This window comes from Pseudomonas sp. XWY-1 (assembly GCF_002953115.1).
Lineage (GTDB): Bacteria > Pseudomonadota > Gammaproteobacteria > Pseudomonadales > Pseudomonadaceae > Aquipseudomonas > Aquipseudomonas alloputida.
The window spans coordinates 4,266,775-4,281,069 of record NZ_CP026332.1 but is presented as its reverse complement, the minus strand read 5'-3'; the positions used below and the strand labels follow the sequence as shown (position 1 = coordinate 4,281,069).

Below are 14,295 nucleotides of genomic sequence, written 5' to 3'. Positions count from 1 at the left end.
GGCCAATTTCCACCCGCCGTTCACTGTTGACGCTGCCACCGTATTCGCGGGTAAACCCGCTCCTACACCGGATTGGTGGTGGACACAGGTCGGTGGTTGGGCACAGGCCGTCGTGTAGGAGCGGGTTTACCCGCGAAAGGGCCGGTCCTGCTGGCCAATCTCCACCCGCCGTTCACTGTTGACGCCGCCACCGTATTCGCAGGTAAACCCGCTCCTACACCTGATCGGTGGTGGACACACATCGGGGGTTGGACACAGGCCGCCGTGTAGGAGCGGGTTTACCCGCGAAGAGGCCCGTCAGGCAAACCAAAAAAAGCCCCGCCAGTTCGCACTGGCGGGGCTTTTTCATTCAGCTTTGGCTATCAGCCGTGATGAGGTTTGTGCTCATCGGCGGTTTCCAAGGCTGGTTCCTGGGAAGCTGCAGCAGCTTCCTGTGCGGCTTTGGCAGCAGCCTCGGCCTCGCGCTTACGGCGACGCACTTCACGTGGGTCGTTCGGTGCGCGGCCGTTGGCCAGCATGACAGTGGCAGGTTCGACCACTGCAGGTGCCGGTGCAGGCTCGGCCACTACTTCTGGCTGGGCTTCGACAACCGGGGCAGGCTGCACGGCAACCGGAGCGACTTCGACCACGGCCGGGGCCTGTTCGATTTCACCGACTTCTACCGCTGGGGCTTCTGCCGGGGTTTCAGTGACCACGGTTTCTGCAACCACGACCGGCTCAACAGCAGGTGCATCTTCAGCGACAGGCTGCGGGGCCATTTCAACCACAGGCTCGGCAGTTGCCTCGGCTGCGGCCACTGGCTCGGTGACCGGCTGCTCGACCGCTGGGGCCACGGACGCTTCTTCAGCTTTGGTGGCCGCTTCGACCTGCTCGACCGCTTGGGCGGCTTCCCTGTTGTCGGTTTCTGCAACGGCAGCGACTTCGGCGGTAGCACGCTCGGCCTGCTGGTTAGCCTGGGCTTCTGCGTCCGAGCTGATGTTGCTGGTGGCGACAGCAGCCGTCACGGCAAGGCCAGCAGCCAGTTCGGCACCCAGCTCGGTGGCCTGGTGCTGTTGTGGCTGCTCTTCACTGCCTTCTTCTTCACTGCCGTCGATCAGCTCGCCATTGGCATTGCGCTGACGCTCACGACGGTTGCTGCGACGACGCTGGCCACGGGAGCGGCGGCGCGGGCGCTCGCCATCGGTGCCTTCCTGCTCGTCTTGCAGCAGCTCTTCGCCTGGCAGTTGCTCTTCGGCCAGCTCGGCTGCCTGTTCGGTTGCTTCTTCGGCAGCGCGTGGTTGGCGCTCTTCGCGTGGTGGGCGCGGGGCGCGTTCTTCGCGTGGAGCACGCTCTTCGCGCGGTGCGCGTTCTTCACGTGGAGCACGTTCTTCGCGAGGGGCGCGTTCTTCACGTGGAGCACGTTCTTCGCGAGGGGTGCGTTCTTCACGCGGTGCCCGTTCTTCACGTGGAGCACGCTCTTCACGCGGTGCGCGTTCTTCACGTGGAGCACGCTCTTCGCGGGCTACACGTTCTTCACGTGGCTGGCGCTCTTCGCGTTCGGCTGGCGGGGTAGCGTCCAGCGGCTCGCGCAGTTCGCGAACGCGCTCTTCGCCGCGGTTGCCACGGCGGTCTTCGCGTGGTTGGCGCGGCGCACGTTCTTCGCGCGGTGCACGCTCTTCACGTGGGGCGCGTTCCTCACGCGGCGCACGCTCTTCGCGTGGGGCGCGTTCCTCGCGCGGTGCACGCTCTTCACGCGGTGCGCGCTCGGCACGCTCTTCACGCGGCTTGCGTTCTTCGTCGCGGCGGCCGTTGCGGTTGCGGCTTTGCTGGCGGCCGTTGCGGCGTTCTTCGTTGCGCGGGCTGCGCTCGGCAGCCGGTTTTTCGGCGGCGGGAGCCACTGGCGCGGCGGCAGGCTCGTCCTTGCCGGCGAACAGGCTCACCAGCGACTTCACCAGGCCTTTGAACAGGCTTGGCTCCGGAGCGCTCGGGGCAGGGGCGACCGGCGCGGCAGCCTGGGGCTCTTCAGCGGCGGCCGGTACCGGTGCGTTGGCGCGGGCCGGGGCCGTTTTCACTGCGGCTTCCTGGCGTACTAGGGTGCGGGTGGCGGTCGGTTGCGGCGCTTCTTCGGCTTCGGCGGCGGCGATTTCGTAGCTGGACTGGCTGTTCAGCACTTCAGGGTTGTCGTCGCGCAGGCGCTGGACTTCGAAGTGCGGGGTCTCCAGGTGGTCGTTCGGCAGGATGATGATGCGCGCACGGGTGCGCAGCTCGATCTTGGTGATCGAGTTACGCTTTTCGTTCAGCAGGAACGCGGCTACCGGGATCGGCACTTGAGCACGTACTTCGGCGGTGCGGTCCTTCAGGGCTTCTTCTTCGATCAGGCGCAGGATGGCCAGCGACAGCGATTCGACGTCACGGATGATGCCGGTGCCGGAGCAGCGTGGGCAGACGATGCCGCTGCTTTCGCCCAGCGATGGGCGCAGGCGCTGACGGGACATTTCCAGCAGGCCGAAGCGCGAGATGCGGCCTACCTGGACGCGGGCGCGGTCGGCTTCCAGGCATTCACGCACGCGCTCTTCAACGGCGCGCTGGTTCTTCGCCGGGGTCATGTCGATGAAGTCGATGACGATCAGGCCGCCGATGTCACGCAGGCGCAGCTGGCGGGCGATTTCCTCGGCCGCTTCCAGGTTGGTCTGCAGGGCGGTTTCTTCGATGTCGCTGCCTTTGGTGGCGCGCGCCGAGTTGATATCGATGGACACCAGGGCTTCGGTCGGGTCGATCACGATCGAACCGCCGGACGGCAGGTCGACCACGCGCTGGAAGGCGGTCTCGATCTGGCTTTCGATCTGGAAGCGGTTGAACAGCGGCACGCTGTCTTCGTACAGCTTGACCTTGCTGGCGTACTGCGGCATCACCTGGCGGATGAAGGTCAGCGCTTCTTCCTGGGCGTCGATGCTGTCGATCAGCACTTCGCCGATGTCCTGACGCAGGTAGTCGCGGATGGCGCGGATGATGACGTTGCTTTCCTGGTAGATCAGGAATGGCGCGGCGCGGTCCAGGGACGCTTCCTTGATGGCGGTCCACAGCTGCAGCAGGTAATCCAGGTCCCACTGCATTTCTTCGCTGCTGCGGCCAAGGCCGGCAGTGCGCACGATCAGGCCCATATCGCCCGGTACGGTCAGGCCGTTCAGGGCTTCGCGCAGTTCGTTGCGCTCTTCGCCTTCGATGCGGCGCGAGATGCCACCGGCACGCGGGTTGTTGGGCATCAGCACCAGGTAGCGGCCGGCCAGGCTGATAAAGGTGGTGAGGGCGGCGCCTTTGTTGCCGCGCTCTTCCTTCTCGACCTGGACGATGACTTCCTGGCCTTCGCTGAGCACTTCCTTGATGTTGACCCGGCCTTCAGGGGCCTTCTTGAAGTACTCGCGGGAGATTTCTTTCAGCGGCAGGAAGCCGTGACGTTCGGAACCGAAGTCGACGAAGGCGGCTTCGAGGCTGGGTTCGATGCGGGTGATCTTGCCTTTGTAGATGTTGGCCTTTTTCTGCTCGCGCGCGCCGGACTCGATGTCCAGGTCGTAGAGACGTTGGCCGTCCACCAGGGCTACACGCAACTCTTCGGGTTGAGTCGCGTTAATCAGCATTCTTTTCATGTTGTACCGTCGGTTTCCGGGCTGCCGGAAACGGCGTTCGGCACACACGACGTCTCATGGTCGGTGCCAAGGTGCGCAAAGGGTGGCCGGGCCACCCCCGTGTCGAGCGACGTTCGGCACCAGCCGGTTGCCCAGCCTGCCGTTGTCGCGACGACGCGTCCTGTTTGCTGCGGTGCCAACAAGGCCCCGGTGGCTTCGAATAGGTATCCGAATCAACCAAGCGGGCCTTGTGCACTCAGTCAGGAGGAGGAATCAACCGTCAGCCGTGGACGCCCGGAGGGCATCTGTTCAGGACCTTATCCGCTCACCAGCCGTCAGTGGGCTGGTGGCCGGACGCGGTGCTACACGGTCCGAGGGCTGTGCATCTCCACCCTGCACGTATCCCTGATAATTCGGGTGCTGCCGCGCGCTGAATCCGCAACGGGTTGCATTTTTCGCCAGCGCTGGTTCTGCGCTGGCGCCATTCATGTCCAAGGCAGGTATTTCCGAAGCATTCGCCGGGCGATGCGTGGAAGCGACTCGCGGGCAGAGGTGCAGCGAAAAGAATCGGGTAAGCAGGTGAAACACCGCACTTGTCGTTTTTTTTCGGTCTTCTCTACACGGCGCTGGTGGCGATTCCAGGCATTTCGGTAAACTGGCGAAAACCCCGTAGGACGGCCTCGCGTCCTGGAGAATTGCGAAGGTCAGGGACCGGCAAAGAGCCTGGTGCCGCTGGCCTGCCGCTTTTGGCGGCGTTCGCGACTATAGCAGCAATGATTAAGTGCTTCAATTCCATAAAAAATTGTTATGATCTCGCAATGACGACCAATACCCCTCCGACTTCCGGCGTTCAGCTGATCGAAGTCGCGCCGGAGCTTGCCGGCCAACGCATCGATAATTTCCTCATCACGGCCCTCAAGGGCGTGCCCAAGACACTGGTCTACCGCATCCTGCGCAAGGGTGAGGTGAGGGTCAACAAGGGCCGCGTCAAGCCGGAGTACAAGATCCAGGCCGGCGACATCGTGCGGGTCCCGCCCGTCCGCTTGCCGGAACGAGACGAACCGGCGCCGGTGGCCCAAGGCCTACTGCAGCGTCTGGAAGCCGCCATTGTCTACGAGGACAAAGCGCTTATCGTGATGAACAAGCCGGCCGGCATTGCCGTGCACGGCGGCAGTGGCCTGAGCTTCGGGGTGATCGAGGCGCTGCGCCAGTTGCGCCCGGACGCCAAGGAGCTGGAGCTGGTGCACCGCCTGGATCGCGACACGTCTGGCCTGTTGATGATCGCCAAGAAGCGCAGCATGCTGCGTCACCTGCATGCCGCCCTGCGCGGTGATGGTGTCGACAAGCGCTATATGGCGCTGGTGCGCGGCCATTGGCCAACCTCGAAAAAGCAGGTCAACGCGCCGTTGCTCAAGAGCAACCTGCGTTCCGGCGAGCGCATGGTCGAAGTGAACGATGAAGGCAAGGAGGCGCTGACCCTGTTTCGCGTCCTGCGCCGTTTTGGTGACTTTGCCACCATCGTCGAGGCGCGCCCGATAACCGGTCGTACCCATCAGATCCGCGTGCACACCCTGCATGCCGGGCACATGATCGCTGGCGACAGCAAATACGGCGACGAAGACTTCAGCCGGGAAATTCGCGAGTTGGGCGGCAAGCGCCTGTTTCTGCATGCCTATGCGTTGACTGTACCGCTGCCGGACGGTGGTGAATTGAAGCTCGAGGCGCCTGTGGATGAGGTCTGGGCGAAAACCGTTGAACGTCTGAGTGCGTCCTGATCCATGAAAAAAGGCTATGAGCTACTGATCTTCGACTGGGATGGCACCCTGGCCGATTCCATTGGGCGTATCGTCGAGGCCATGAATGTCGCCGCAGAGCGTGCCGGCGAGGCGCAGAGCAGCGACGCTGCGGTCAAGGGTATCATCGGTCTGGCCTTGGACGAGGCGATCCACACCCTGTACCCGCACCTGGCGCCTGCAGAGGTTGCCAGCTTCCGCCAGCACTATGCCGATGTCTACGTTGCGCTGGATCAGCAACCTTCGCCGTTGTTCGATGGCGTGGTCGAGTCGCTGGATGCCTTTCGCGCCGAGGGTTACCGCCTGGCGGTGGCCACCGGCAAGGCCCGTCGCGGGCTGGATCGGGTGCTCAAGGCCAATGGCTGGGAGCGGTTCTTCGACATCACCCGCGCGGCTGACGAGACCCGTGGCAAGCCACACCCGCTGATGCTTGAGGAAATCCTCGGGCATTGTGGCGTCGAACCGTCGCGTGCGCTGATGGTCGGAGATTCGGCATTCGACCTGCAGATGGCCAGCAATGCCGGCATGCATTCGGTGGCGGTTGGCTATGGTGCCATGTCGCTGCAGGCGCTGGCTGAGTTTGGCCCGCAGGTATGCATCGATCACTTTTCCCAGTTGCGCGAGTGGCTGGGTGGTTCCGCAATTCCACTTCCAAGGTAGGTAAGCATGGCAGACGAATGGAAAGCCCCTGAGGCCGAGCCCGGGGAGCGCGAAGAGCGCAACAGCTGGAAGCTGCTGGAAAAGACCTTGCTGGCCAGCGTGCAGGAGCAGCGACGGTCGCGGCGCTGGGGGATCTTCTTCAAGCTGCTGACCTTCGTCTACCTGTTCGGCATTCTGGCGTTGTTCTCGCCGCTGATGGACATGGACAAGGCCGCTTCGCGCAGTGCCAGCCATACCGCGCTAGTCGAGGTGCGCGGGGTGATTGCCGATCAGGAGGCTGCCAGCGCCGATAACATCGTCAAGAGCCTGCGCGAAGCGTTCAAGGACGACAAGACCAAGGCTGTGGTGATGCGCATCAATAGCCCGGGTGGCAGCCCGGTGCAAGCGGGTTACGTGTATGACGAAATCCGTCGCCTGCGTACCGAATATCCCGCCATCAAGCTGTATGCGGTGATCGCTGACCTTGGTGCTTCCGGTGCCTATTACATCGCCAGTGCGGCGGACGAGATCTATGCCGACAAGGCCAGCCTGGTGGGGTCCATTGGGGTGACGGCGGCGGGTTATGGCTTTGTTGGCACCATGGAGAAGCTAGGGGTCGAGCGCCGTGCCTATACATCGGGTGAGCACAAGGCGTTCCTTGATCCGTTTTCGCCGGAAAAACCAGAAGAGACCCGGTTCTGGCAGGGTGTGCTGGATACCACGCACCGGCAGTTCATCGCCATGGTCAAGCAGGGGCGGGGTGAGCGCCTGAAGGATAAGGAGCACCCGGAGTTGTTCAGCGGCCTGATCTGGTCGGGTGAGCAGGCCAAGGCGCTGGGGCTGGTGGATGGCTTGGGCAGTGCCAGCTATGTGGCGCGTGAGGTCGTGGGCGAGAAGGAGTTGGTTGACTTCACCGTTCAGGAGTCGCCTTTCGATCGCTTCTCCAAGCGCGTGGGTGCCAGCGTGGCTGAGCACCTGGCGATGTGGATGGGGTTCCAGGGGCCGCAGTTGCGTTGAGTTCGTCGCAGTTTTTGTGGTGTCTGGCAGATCAAGCGCCGCCTGCGCGGCGCATTGCGCGCAGGCTCGCTCATCGATCAGGGTGCCCAGCGGTGCGTTGTAGGCGCGGGTTTACCCGCGAATAGGCCAGACCTGCCGGCCAATATCCCTGGCCATTCACCGTCGCAGCACCATCGCATTCGCAGGCATGAGGTGGTGTCGCCACGCCCGTTGTAGGAGCGGGTTTACCCGCGAATAGGCCGGACCCGCCGTCCAATATCCCCGATCGTTCACCCTCCCGGGCGGCGCTCGATCTGCCGGGCGCCCAAATCCCCAGCCAGGTTACGGAACCATCACCCCTTCCTTGGTCAGCATATCCACCAGCCGAATCAGCGGCAGCCCGATCAGGCTGGTCGCGTCGCACCCGTGCGTGCTCTGGAACAAGCTCACCCCCAGCCCCTCCGCCTTGAAACTCCCTGCGCAATCCAGCGGCTGTTCTGCTGCCACGTAACGCTCGACCTGCTCCCTGCTCAGTTCACGCAGTGTCACGGTAAAAGGCACGCAATCCACCTGGCATTGCCCGGTGGCGCTGTTCAGCAGTGCCAGCCCGGTAAGAAAGCTCACCTGCTGCCCGCTACACTCCAGCAGTTGCTCGCAAGCGCGCTCGAACGTATGCGGCTTGCCCAGCACCTGCTCGCCCAATACCGCAACCTGGTCCGAGCCTATGATCAGGTGTCGGGGGTGGCTGCCTGCCAATGCCTCGGCCTTTTGCCTGGCCAGCCGGCGCACCAGCTCTACGGGCGGTTCGCCATCCAGGCGCTGCTCGTCTATGTCGGGGCTTGCCCAGGTGAAGGGCAGGTGCAGGCGTGCGAGCAGTTCGCGGCGATAGGCAGAGCTGGAAGCCAGTAACAAAGGAAGCATGGTAGACTCCGGGTTCGGTTGAACCAATTCTATCACGCACGATGCCGCCTAATTTCCTTTGACAGGGGCGGGGGGCATCCCTAGAATGCTGCGCCTATGTTGAATGACCCGATTCCACCTCACGTTGACCCGCGCAAATTAGCCGATCGTGGCGTAACCCTTAACGGTTCGCTGCAACTCGCTGATTTGGAAAGACTCTGCGACCCGCTTTCCGACAATGTCGGTACGGTGCAGGCGAAGTTCGATTTTGAACGAGATGAACAGCACGTGGTGGTTATCCACAGCGAGCTGGACGTCGAAGTCAAGATGGTTTGCCAGCGTTGTCTTGAGCTGGTCACCCTACCGATCCACAGCGAATGTACATACGCCGTGGTGAAGGAGGGTGCGAATACCCAGTCGTTGCCGAAAGGCTATGACGTGCTGGAACTGGGCGAAGATCCTTTGGATCTGCAGGCATTGGTTGAGGAGGAGCTTTTGCTCGCCTTGCCAATCGTGCCTGCTCATCATCCGGAAGAATGCCAGCAGCCGGCGGGCGCAGACGAGCCCGAATCGAGCAAGGACGAGGTATCGCGGTCCAACCCGTTCAGTGTTTTGGCGCAGTTAAAGCGTGACCCAAACGTTTAGGAGTTAATCAATTATGGCTGTTCAGCAGAACAAAAAATCCCGCTCTGCCCGTGACATGCGCCGTTCGCACGACGCCCTGTCGGAAAACGCGCTGTCGGTAGAGAAAACCACCGGTGAAGTTCACCTGCGTCACCACGTTTCGCCAGAAGGCGTATACCGTGGTCGTAAAGTGGTCGACAAGGGCGCTGACGAGTAATCCTTGTCCGCTCAGGTCATCGCGATCGACGCAATGGGCGGGGACTTCGGTCCCCGCAGCATTGTCCAGGCTAGCATTGCCTGCCTTTCGGCTACCCCCTCGCTTCATCTGACCCTCGTCGGTCAACCCTCCCTCCTTGAAGATCTCGTCAGCGGCCTGCCAGCTGCGGATCGCGCGCGCCTGCAGATTGTCGCCGCCAGTGAGGTAGTCGGCATGGACGAGCGGCCATCCCAGGCGTTGCGTGGCAAGCCGGATTCGTCGATGCGCATCGCCCTCGAACTGGTGCGCGACGGAAAAGCCCAGGCCTGTGTCAGTGCCGGCAATACCGGGGCGCTGATGGCGTTGTCGCGCTTCGTGCTCAAGACCCTGCCGGGTATCGACCGGCCGGCCATGGTGGCGGCGATCCCGACCCAGGCGGGTTACTGCCAACTGCTCGATCTGGGCGCGAATGTCGACTGCAGTGCCGAAAACCTCTACCAGTTCGCGGTAATGGGCTCGGTGGCCGCTCAGGCCCTGGGTGTGCATCGGCCACGCGTGGCGCTGTTGAATATCGGTACCGAGGACATCAAGGGTAACCAGCAGGTCAAGCTGGCTGCCACGCTGTTGCAGAACGCCCGCGGCCTCAACTATGTCGGTTTCGTCGAAGGGGATGGCCTGTACCGGGGTGAGGCAGACGTGGTGGTGTGCGACGGTTTTGTCGGCAACATACTGCTCAAGTCCAGCGAGGGCCTGGCGACGATGATTGGTGCGCGCATCGAAAAACTGTTCAAGGGCGGTGCTTTTGCCCGCGTTGCCGGGGCCGTTGCCATGCCGCTGCTCAAGCGTCTGCAGGCCGACCTGGCGCCGGCGCGGCACAATGGGGCGAGCTTCCTGGGGCTGCAGGGTATCGTCATCAAGAGTCATGGCTCGGCGGGCGTGCAGGGGTTTCAGAGTGCCATCCAGCGGGCGCTGATCGAAATTCAGGAAAACCTGCCGCAGCGGCTGCACGGCCGCCTTGAAGATCTGTTGCCTTAGGCATTTCGCCGATGAAGTGCTTAAATGTGACCGCTTGGTCTATGTTTCCATCCAAGTTTTCAGATTCCGCGCCTGGCCTCGGGCCTGGCGCACACTATCCGACGACAAGATCATAAGGGCTTGTTCAATGTCTGCATCCCTCGCATTCGTCTTTCCCGGTCAAGGTTCCCAGTCGCTGGGCATGCTCGCCGAGCTCGGCGCCGAGAAGCCAGTGATCATCGAAACCTTCAAGGAAGCGTCCGAAGCGCTCGGCTACGACCTGTGGAAGCTGGTCCAGGACGGCCCGGAAGAGCAACTCAACCAGACCGACAAGACCCAGCCGGCAATCCTTACTGCGTCCATCGCACTGTGGCGCCTGTGGCTGGAAGAGGGCGGTGCCAAGCCTGCCTTCGTGTCCGGGCACAGCCTGGGCGAATACAGCGCCCTGGTCGCCGCTGGCAGCATCAGCCTGAAAGATGCCGTTCGCCTGGTCGAGCGCCGCGGTCAGCTGATGCAGGAAGCCGTACCGGCCGGTCACGGCGCCATGGCTGCCATTCTCGGCCTGGACGATGCTGTGGTCGTGGAACTCTGCGCCGAAGCCGCTGAAGATGAAGTGGTCAGCGCCGTGAACTTCAACTCGCCTGGTCAGGTGGTCATCGCCGGTAACAAGGCGGCGGTAGACCGCGCCATGGAGCTGTGCAAGGCCAAAGGTGCCAAGCGCGCCCTGCCACTGGCGGTGAGCGTCCCGTCGCACTGCGCCCTGATGAAGCCAGCTGCCGAGCGCTTTGCCGAATCGGTCAATGCCATCGAATGGAAGGCCCCGCAGATTCCGGTGGTGCAGAACGTCACTGCCGCCGTCGCCGCCGACCTCGATGCCCTCAAGCACGACCTGCTGGCACAGCTGTACCAGCCGGTACGCTGGGTCGAGTGCGTGCAGACCCTGGCCGCCAACGGTGCGGTCAACCTGGTCGAGTGTGGCCCGGGTAAGGTCCTGGCTGGCCTTAACAAGCGTTGCGCCGACGGCGTGACCACCTACAACCTCAACACCCCTGACGCCGTTGCTGCCACCCGCGCGGCACTGGCCTGATTTGGAGAAGCTTGCATGAGCCTGCAAGGTAAAGTTGCACTGGTTACCGGCGCCAGCCGTGGCATTGGCCAGGCCATCGCCCTCGAGCTGGGCCGCCAGGGCGCGACCGTGATCGGTACCGCCACTTCGGCGTCCGGCGCCGAGCGCATCGCTGCCACCCTGAAAGAACACGGCATCACCGGCACCGGCATGGAGCTGAATGTGACCAGCGCCGAATCGGTTGAAGCCGTACTGGCCGCCATTGGCGAGCAGTTCGGTGCGCCGGCCATCCTGGTCAACAACGCCGGTATCACCCGCGACAACCTCATGCTGCGCATGAAAGACGACGAGTGGTTCGATGTCATCGACACCAACCTCAACAGCCTCTACCGTCTGTCCAAGGGCGTGCTGCGTGGCATGACCAAGGCACGTTGGGGTCGTATCATCAGCATCGGCTCGGTCGTCGGTGCCATGGGTAACGCGGGTCAGGCCAACTACGCGGCGGCCAAGGCCGGTCTGGAAGGCTTCAGTCGCGCCCTGGCGCGTGAAGTGGGTTCGCGTGGCATCACCGTCAACTCGGTGACCCCGGGCTTCATCGATACCGACATGACCCGCGAGCTGCCGGAAGCTCAGCGCGAAGCCCTGCAGACCCAGATTCCGCTGGGCCGCCTGGGCCAGGCTGACGAAATTGCCAAGGTGGTTTCGTTCCTGGCGTCCGACGGCGCCGCCTACGTGACCGGCGCTACCGTGCCGGTCAACGGCGGGATGTACATGTAATACTGCAACTCAATGTGACGGGTTTCGTAAAAAAAGAGTCATACTGCGAGCCTAAAATCCGTTATAAAGCTGCAACCAGATTCCAGGCAGCGGGTGTGGTGACTAGCCTGAAGGTGCGTTTAGCTTGAAAAGCGAACGTCTTTCTATAAAATTAGCCACCGGCCAGCTGCCTGACATATATCCATTAGGAGTGAAAACTAGGTATGAGCACCATCGAAGAACGCGTCAAGAAAATCGTCGCCGAGCAACTGGGCGTCAAGGAAGAAGAAGTGACTGAGACTAAGTCCTTCGTCGATGACCTGGGTGCCGATTCGCTTGACACCGTTGAACTGGTGATGGCTCTGGAAGAGGAATTCGAGACCGAAATCCCTGACGAAGAAGCCGAGAAGATCACTACCGTTCAAGCTGCCATCGACTACGTCAAAGCCCACCAGGCCTAAGACGCTACAGTCGACGTTTCTTGTCGGGGAAAACCGCACTGCCTTCGCCGGCGTGCGGTTTTTTCTTTGCGAGCGCCTCGCATTTATCAGGCGGCTTCGTTCACCGCGCACCAAGAGCTTGTTGCCATTTCATTCCAGTACTTGAATGCAATGGCAAGAGACTCTGTTATTAGAAAAGGAGAGTACTGTGTCGCGTAGACGCGTCGTGGTCACCGGTATGGGTATGCTGTCGCCACTGGGTACCGATGTACCGAGCACCTGGCAGGGCATTCTGGCTGGCCGCAGTGGCATCGGTCCGATCGAACACACGGACCTGTCTGCCTACTCCACCCGTTTTGGCGGCTCGGTGAAAGGCTTCGAGGTTGAGCAGTACTTGTCGGCCAAAGAGGCCCGCAAGCTCGACCTGTTCATCCAATACGGCCTGGCGGCTGGTTTCCAGGCCGTGCGTAATGCCGGCCTGGAGGTCACCGATGCCAACCGCGAGCGTATTGGCGTGGCCATGGGCTCGGGTATCGGTGGTCTGACCAACATCGAAGAAACCAGCCGCACCCTGCACGATTCAGGGCCGCGCCGCATTTCGCCGTTCTTCGTGCCGGGTTCGATCATCAACATGATCTCCGGTTTCCTGTCGATCCACCTGGGTCTGCAAGGGCCGAACTATGCCATCGCCACTGCGTGCACCACTGGCACCCATTGCATCGGCATGGCCGCGCGCAATATCGCCTACGGTGAGGCTGACGTGATGATCGCAGGTGGCGCCGAGATGGCCGCTTGTGGTCTGGGCATGGGCGGTTTTGGCGCTTCGCGCGCACTGTCTACCCGCAACGATGAACCCAGCCGGGCCAGCCGCCCGTGGGACAAGGGTCGTGACGGCTTTGTATTGTCCGACGGTGCCGGAGCCCTGGTGCTCGAGGAGCTGGAGCACGCCAAGGCCCGCGGTGCGACTATCTATGCCGAGCTGGTTGGCTTTGGCATGAGCGGCGACGCCTACCACATGACCTCGCCACCCGACTCTGGCGAGGGCGCTGCCCGCTGCATGGCCAACGCTTTGCGCGATGCCGGTATCCAGCCGGAAGACGTCAGCTACATCAACGCCCACGGCACTTCTACCCCGGCGGGCGATGTGGCCGAAGTGGCGGCGATCAAGCGCGTGTTCGGCGAGCATGCCTACAAGCTGGCGGTCAGCTCGACCAAGTCGATGACGGGCCACTTGCTGGGCGCCGCGGGCGCGGTGGAAGCGATCTTCAGCGTGCTGGCAATCAATAGCCAGATGGCCCCACCGACCATCAACCTGGACGAGCCGGACGAAGGGTGTGACCTCGACTTCGTTCCCCACCAGGCGCGCAGCATGCCGATCGACGTGGTGCTGTCCAACTCGTTCGGCTTTGGCGGCACCAACGGCTCGCTGGTATTCCGCCGGTTTGCCGACTGATGCACAGCTGGATCGACGGCCAGCCGGCGACTGCACTCAACCTGCAGAACCGCGGCCTGGCCTACGGCGATGGCCTGTTCGAAACCATCGCCGTGCGAGGTGCCCGGCCCAGCTTGCTGGACGGCCACCTTGCACGCCTGGCGCTGGGCTGCCAGCGCTTGGCGATCAACACCGACCTGGCGCTGGTGCGCGACGAGTTGCTGCGTTACGCCAGCCAGCTGGGTGAGGGTGTCGTCAAACTTATCCTTACCCGTGGCGATAGCCAGCGTGGCTATGCGCCAGCTGTCGATGCAGCGCCGCGGCGTATCCTGCAAGGCAGCCCATTACCCCGTTATCCTGTCGAGCATGCTGAGCATGGTGTGCGGTTGTTCCCCTGCCAGACCCGGCTTGGGGAACAACCACTGCTGGCTGGCCTCAAACACCTTAACCGCCTGGAGCAGGTGCTGGCCCGTGCCGAATGGCAGGACAGCGTCCATGCCGAAGGCCTGATGCGTGACGCGCAGGGCAGGGTGATCGAAGGGGTATACAGCAATCTGTTTCTGGTGCGTGATGGCGTGCTGCTTACCGCCGACCTTAGCCGTTGTGGCGTGGCGGGCGTGATGCGTGCCGCACTGCTGGAACAGGCCCCGCTGCTGGGTATTGCGGCACACGTCTGCGACCTGTCGTTCGAGGCGCTTGAGCAAGCGGATGAAGTATTTGTTTGCAATAGCGTTTACGGCATTTGGCCCGTGTGTGGCGTAGCCGCGCTAAACTGGTCGCCGGGCCCGCTCACTCGTAAACTGCAGGCCGTTGCCCGTACGTTACTGGAAACCTGAA

The 14,295-nt window shown here is 62.6% G+C and carries 13 protein-coding genes; 11 read left to right on the top strand and 2 right to left on the bottom strand.

Going from position 1 to position 14,295, the window contains the following annotated elements; genetic code table 11:
* Positions 1-362: 362 nt before the first annotated feature.
* Positions 363-3,623: a ribonuclease E gene (rne, locus tag PRJ_RS19895; protein ID WP_104962285.1), complete on the bottom strand. Its 3,261-nt coding sequence runs from the start codon at positions 3,621-3,623 to the stop codon at positions 363-365.
* 797 nt (positions 3,624-4,420) lie between these two features.
* On the opposite strand from rne, the gene rluC reads away from it, so the two are divergent.
* The 3 genes from rluC to PRJ_RS19875 are packed head-to-tail and all read left to right on the top strand — an operon-like array spanning position 4,421 to position 7,051.
* A complete protein-coding gene (rluC, locus tag PRJ_RS19885; RefSeq protein WP_003247149.1) occupies positions 4,421-5,377 on the top strand; it encodes a 23S rRNA pseudouridine(955/2504/2580) synthase RluC in 957 nt (318 codons plus the stop codon).
* A 3-nt stretch (positions 5,378-5,380) separates the two neighbouring features.
* A complete protein-coding gene (locus tag PRJ_RS19880; RefSeq protein WP_010952931.1) occupies positions 5,381-6,055 on the top strand; it encodes an HAD family hydrolase in 675 nt (224 codons plus the stop codon).
* A 6-nt stretch (positions 6,056-6,061) separates the two neighbouring features.
* Positions 6,062-7,051, top strand: a complete 990-nt coding sequence (locus tag PRJ_RS19875; protein WP_104962284.1) for a S49 family peptidase — start codon at positions 6,062-6,064, stop codon at positions 7,049-7,051.
* 321 nt (positions 7,052-7,372) lie between these two features.
* On the opposite strand, the gene PRJ_RS19870 is transcribed toward PRJ_RS19875, so the two are convergent.
* The gene (locus PRJ_RS19870) at positions 7,373-7,951 is read right to left on the bottom strand and encodes a nucleoside triphosphate pyrophosphatase (protein ID WP_049586855.1); all 579 of its coding nucleotides are present in this window, start codon (positions 7,949-7,951) and stop codon (positions 7,373-7,375) included.
* A gap of 96 nt (positions 7,952-8,047) precedes the next feature.
* Here PRJ_RS19870 and PRJ_RS19865 point away from each other — a divergent pair, with 96 nt between their 5' ends.
* From PRJ_RS19865 to pabC, 8 genes are all read left to right on the top strand, one after another.
* Entirely contained in the window at positions 8,048-8,575 is a 528-nt protein-coding gene (locus PRJ_RS19865) for a YceD family protein (protein WP_010952934.1), read from the top strand.
* 13 nt (positions 8,576-8,588) lie between these two features.
* Positions 8,589-8,771 (top strand): 50S ribosomal protein L32, encoded by a 183-nt coding sequence (gene rpmF, locus PRJ_RS19860; protein WP_003247154.1) that lies wholly within the window; start codon positions 8,589-8,591, stop codon positions 8,769-8,771.
* Between the two features lie 3 nt (positions 8,772-8,774).
* Positions 8,775-9,785, top strand: a complete 1,011-nt coding sequence (gene plsX / locus PRJ_RS19855; RefSeq protein WP_104962283.1) for a phosphate acyltransferase PlsX — start codon at positions 8,775-8,777, stop codon at positions 9,783-9,785.
* A 127-nt stretch (positions 9,786-9,912) separates the two neighbouring features.
* Positions 9,913-10,851, top strand: coding sequence for an ACP S-malonyltransferase (gene fabD / locus PRJ_RS19850; RefSeq protein ID WP_010952936.1), 939 nt, complete (start codon positions 9,913-9,915; stop codon positions 10,849-10,851).
* 15 nt (positions 10,852-10,866) lie between these two features.
* Entirely contained in the window at positions 10,867-11,607 is a 741-nt protein-coding gene (fabG, locus tag PRJ_RS19845) for a 3-oxoacyl-ACP reductase FabG (RefSeq protein ID WP_003247160.1), read from the top strand.
* Positions 11,608-11,810: 203 nt separating this feature from the next.
* Positions 11,811-12,047: an acyl carrier protein gene (gene acpP / locus PRJ_RS19840; RefSeq protein WP_003247161.1), complete on the top strand. Its 237-nt coding sequence runs from the start codon at positions 11,811-11,813 to the stop codon at positions 12,045-12,047.
* 187 nt (positions 12,048-12,234) lie between these two features.
* On the top strand, positions 12,235-13,479 hold the full coding sequence (gene fabF / locus PRJ_RS19835; protein WP_003247162.1) for a beta-ketoacyl-ACP synthase II: 1,245 nt from the start codon (positions 12,235-12,237) through the stop codon (positions 13,477-13,479).
* Positions 13,479-14,294 (top strand): aminodeoxychorismate lyase, encoded by an 816-nt coding sequence (gene pabC / locus PRJ_RS19830; RefSeq protein WP_012053291.1) that lies wholly within the window; start codon positions 13,479-13,481, stop codon positions 14,292-14,294. Before fabF ends, pabC begins: the two co-directional genes overlap by 1 nt.
* Position 14,295 lies beyond the last annotated feature (1 nt).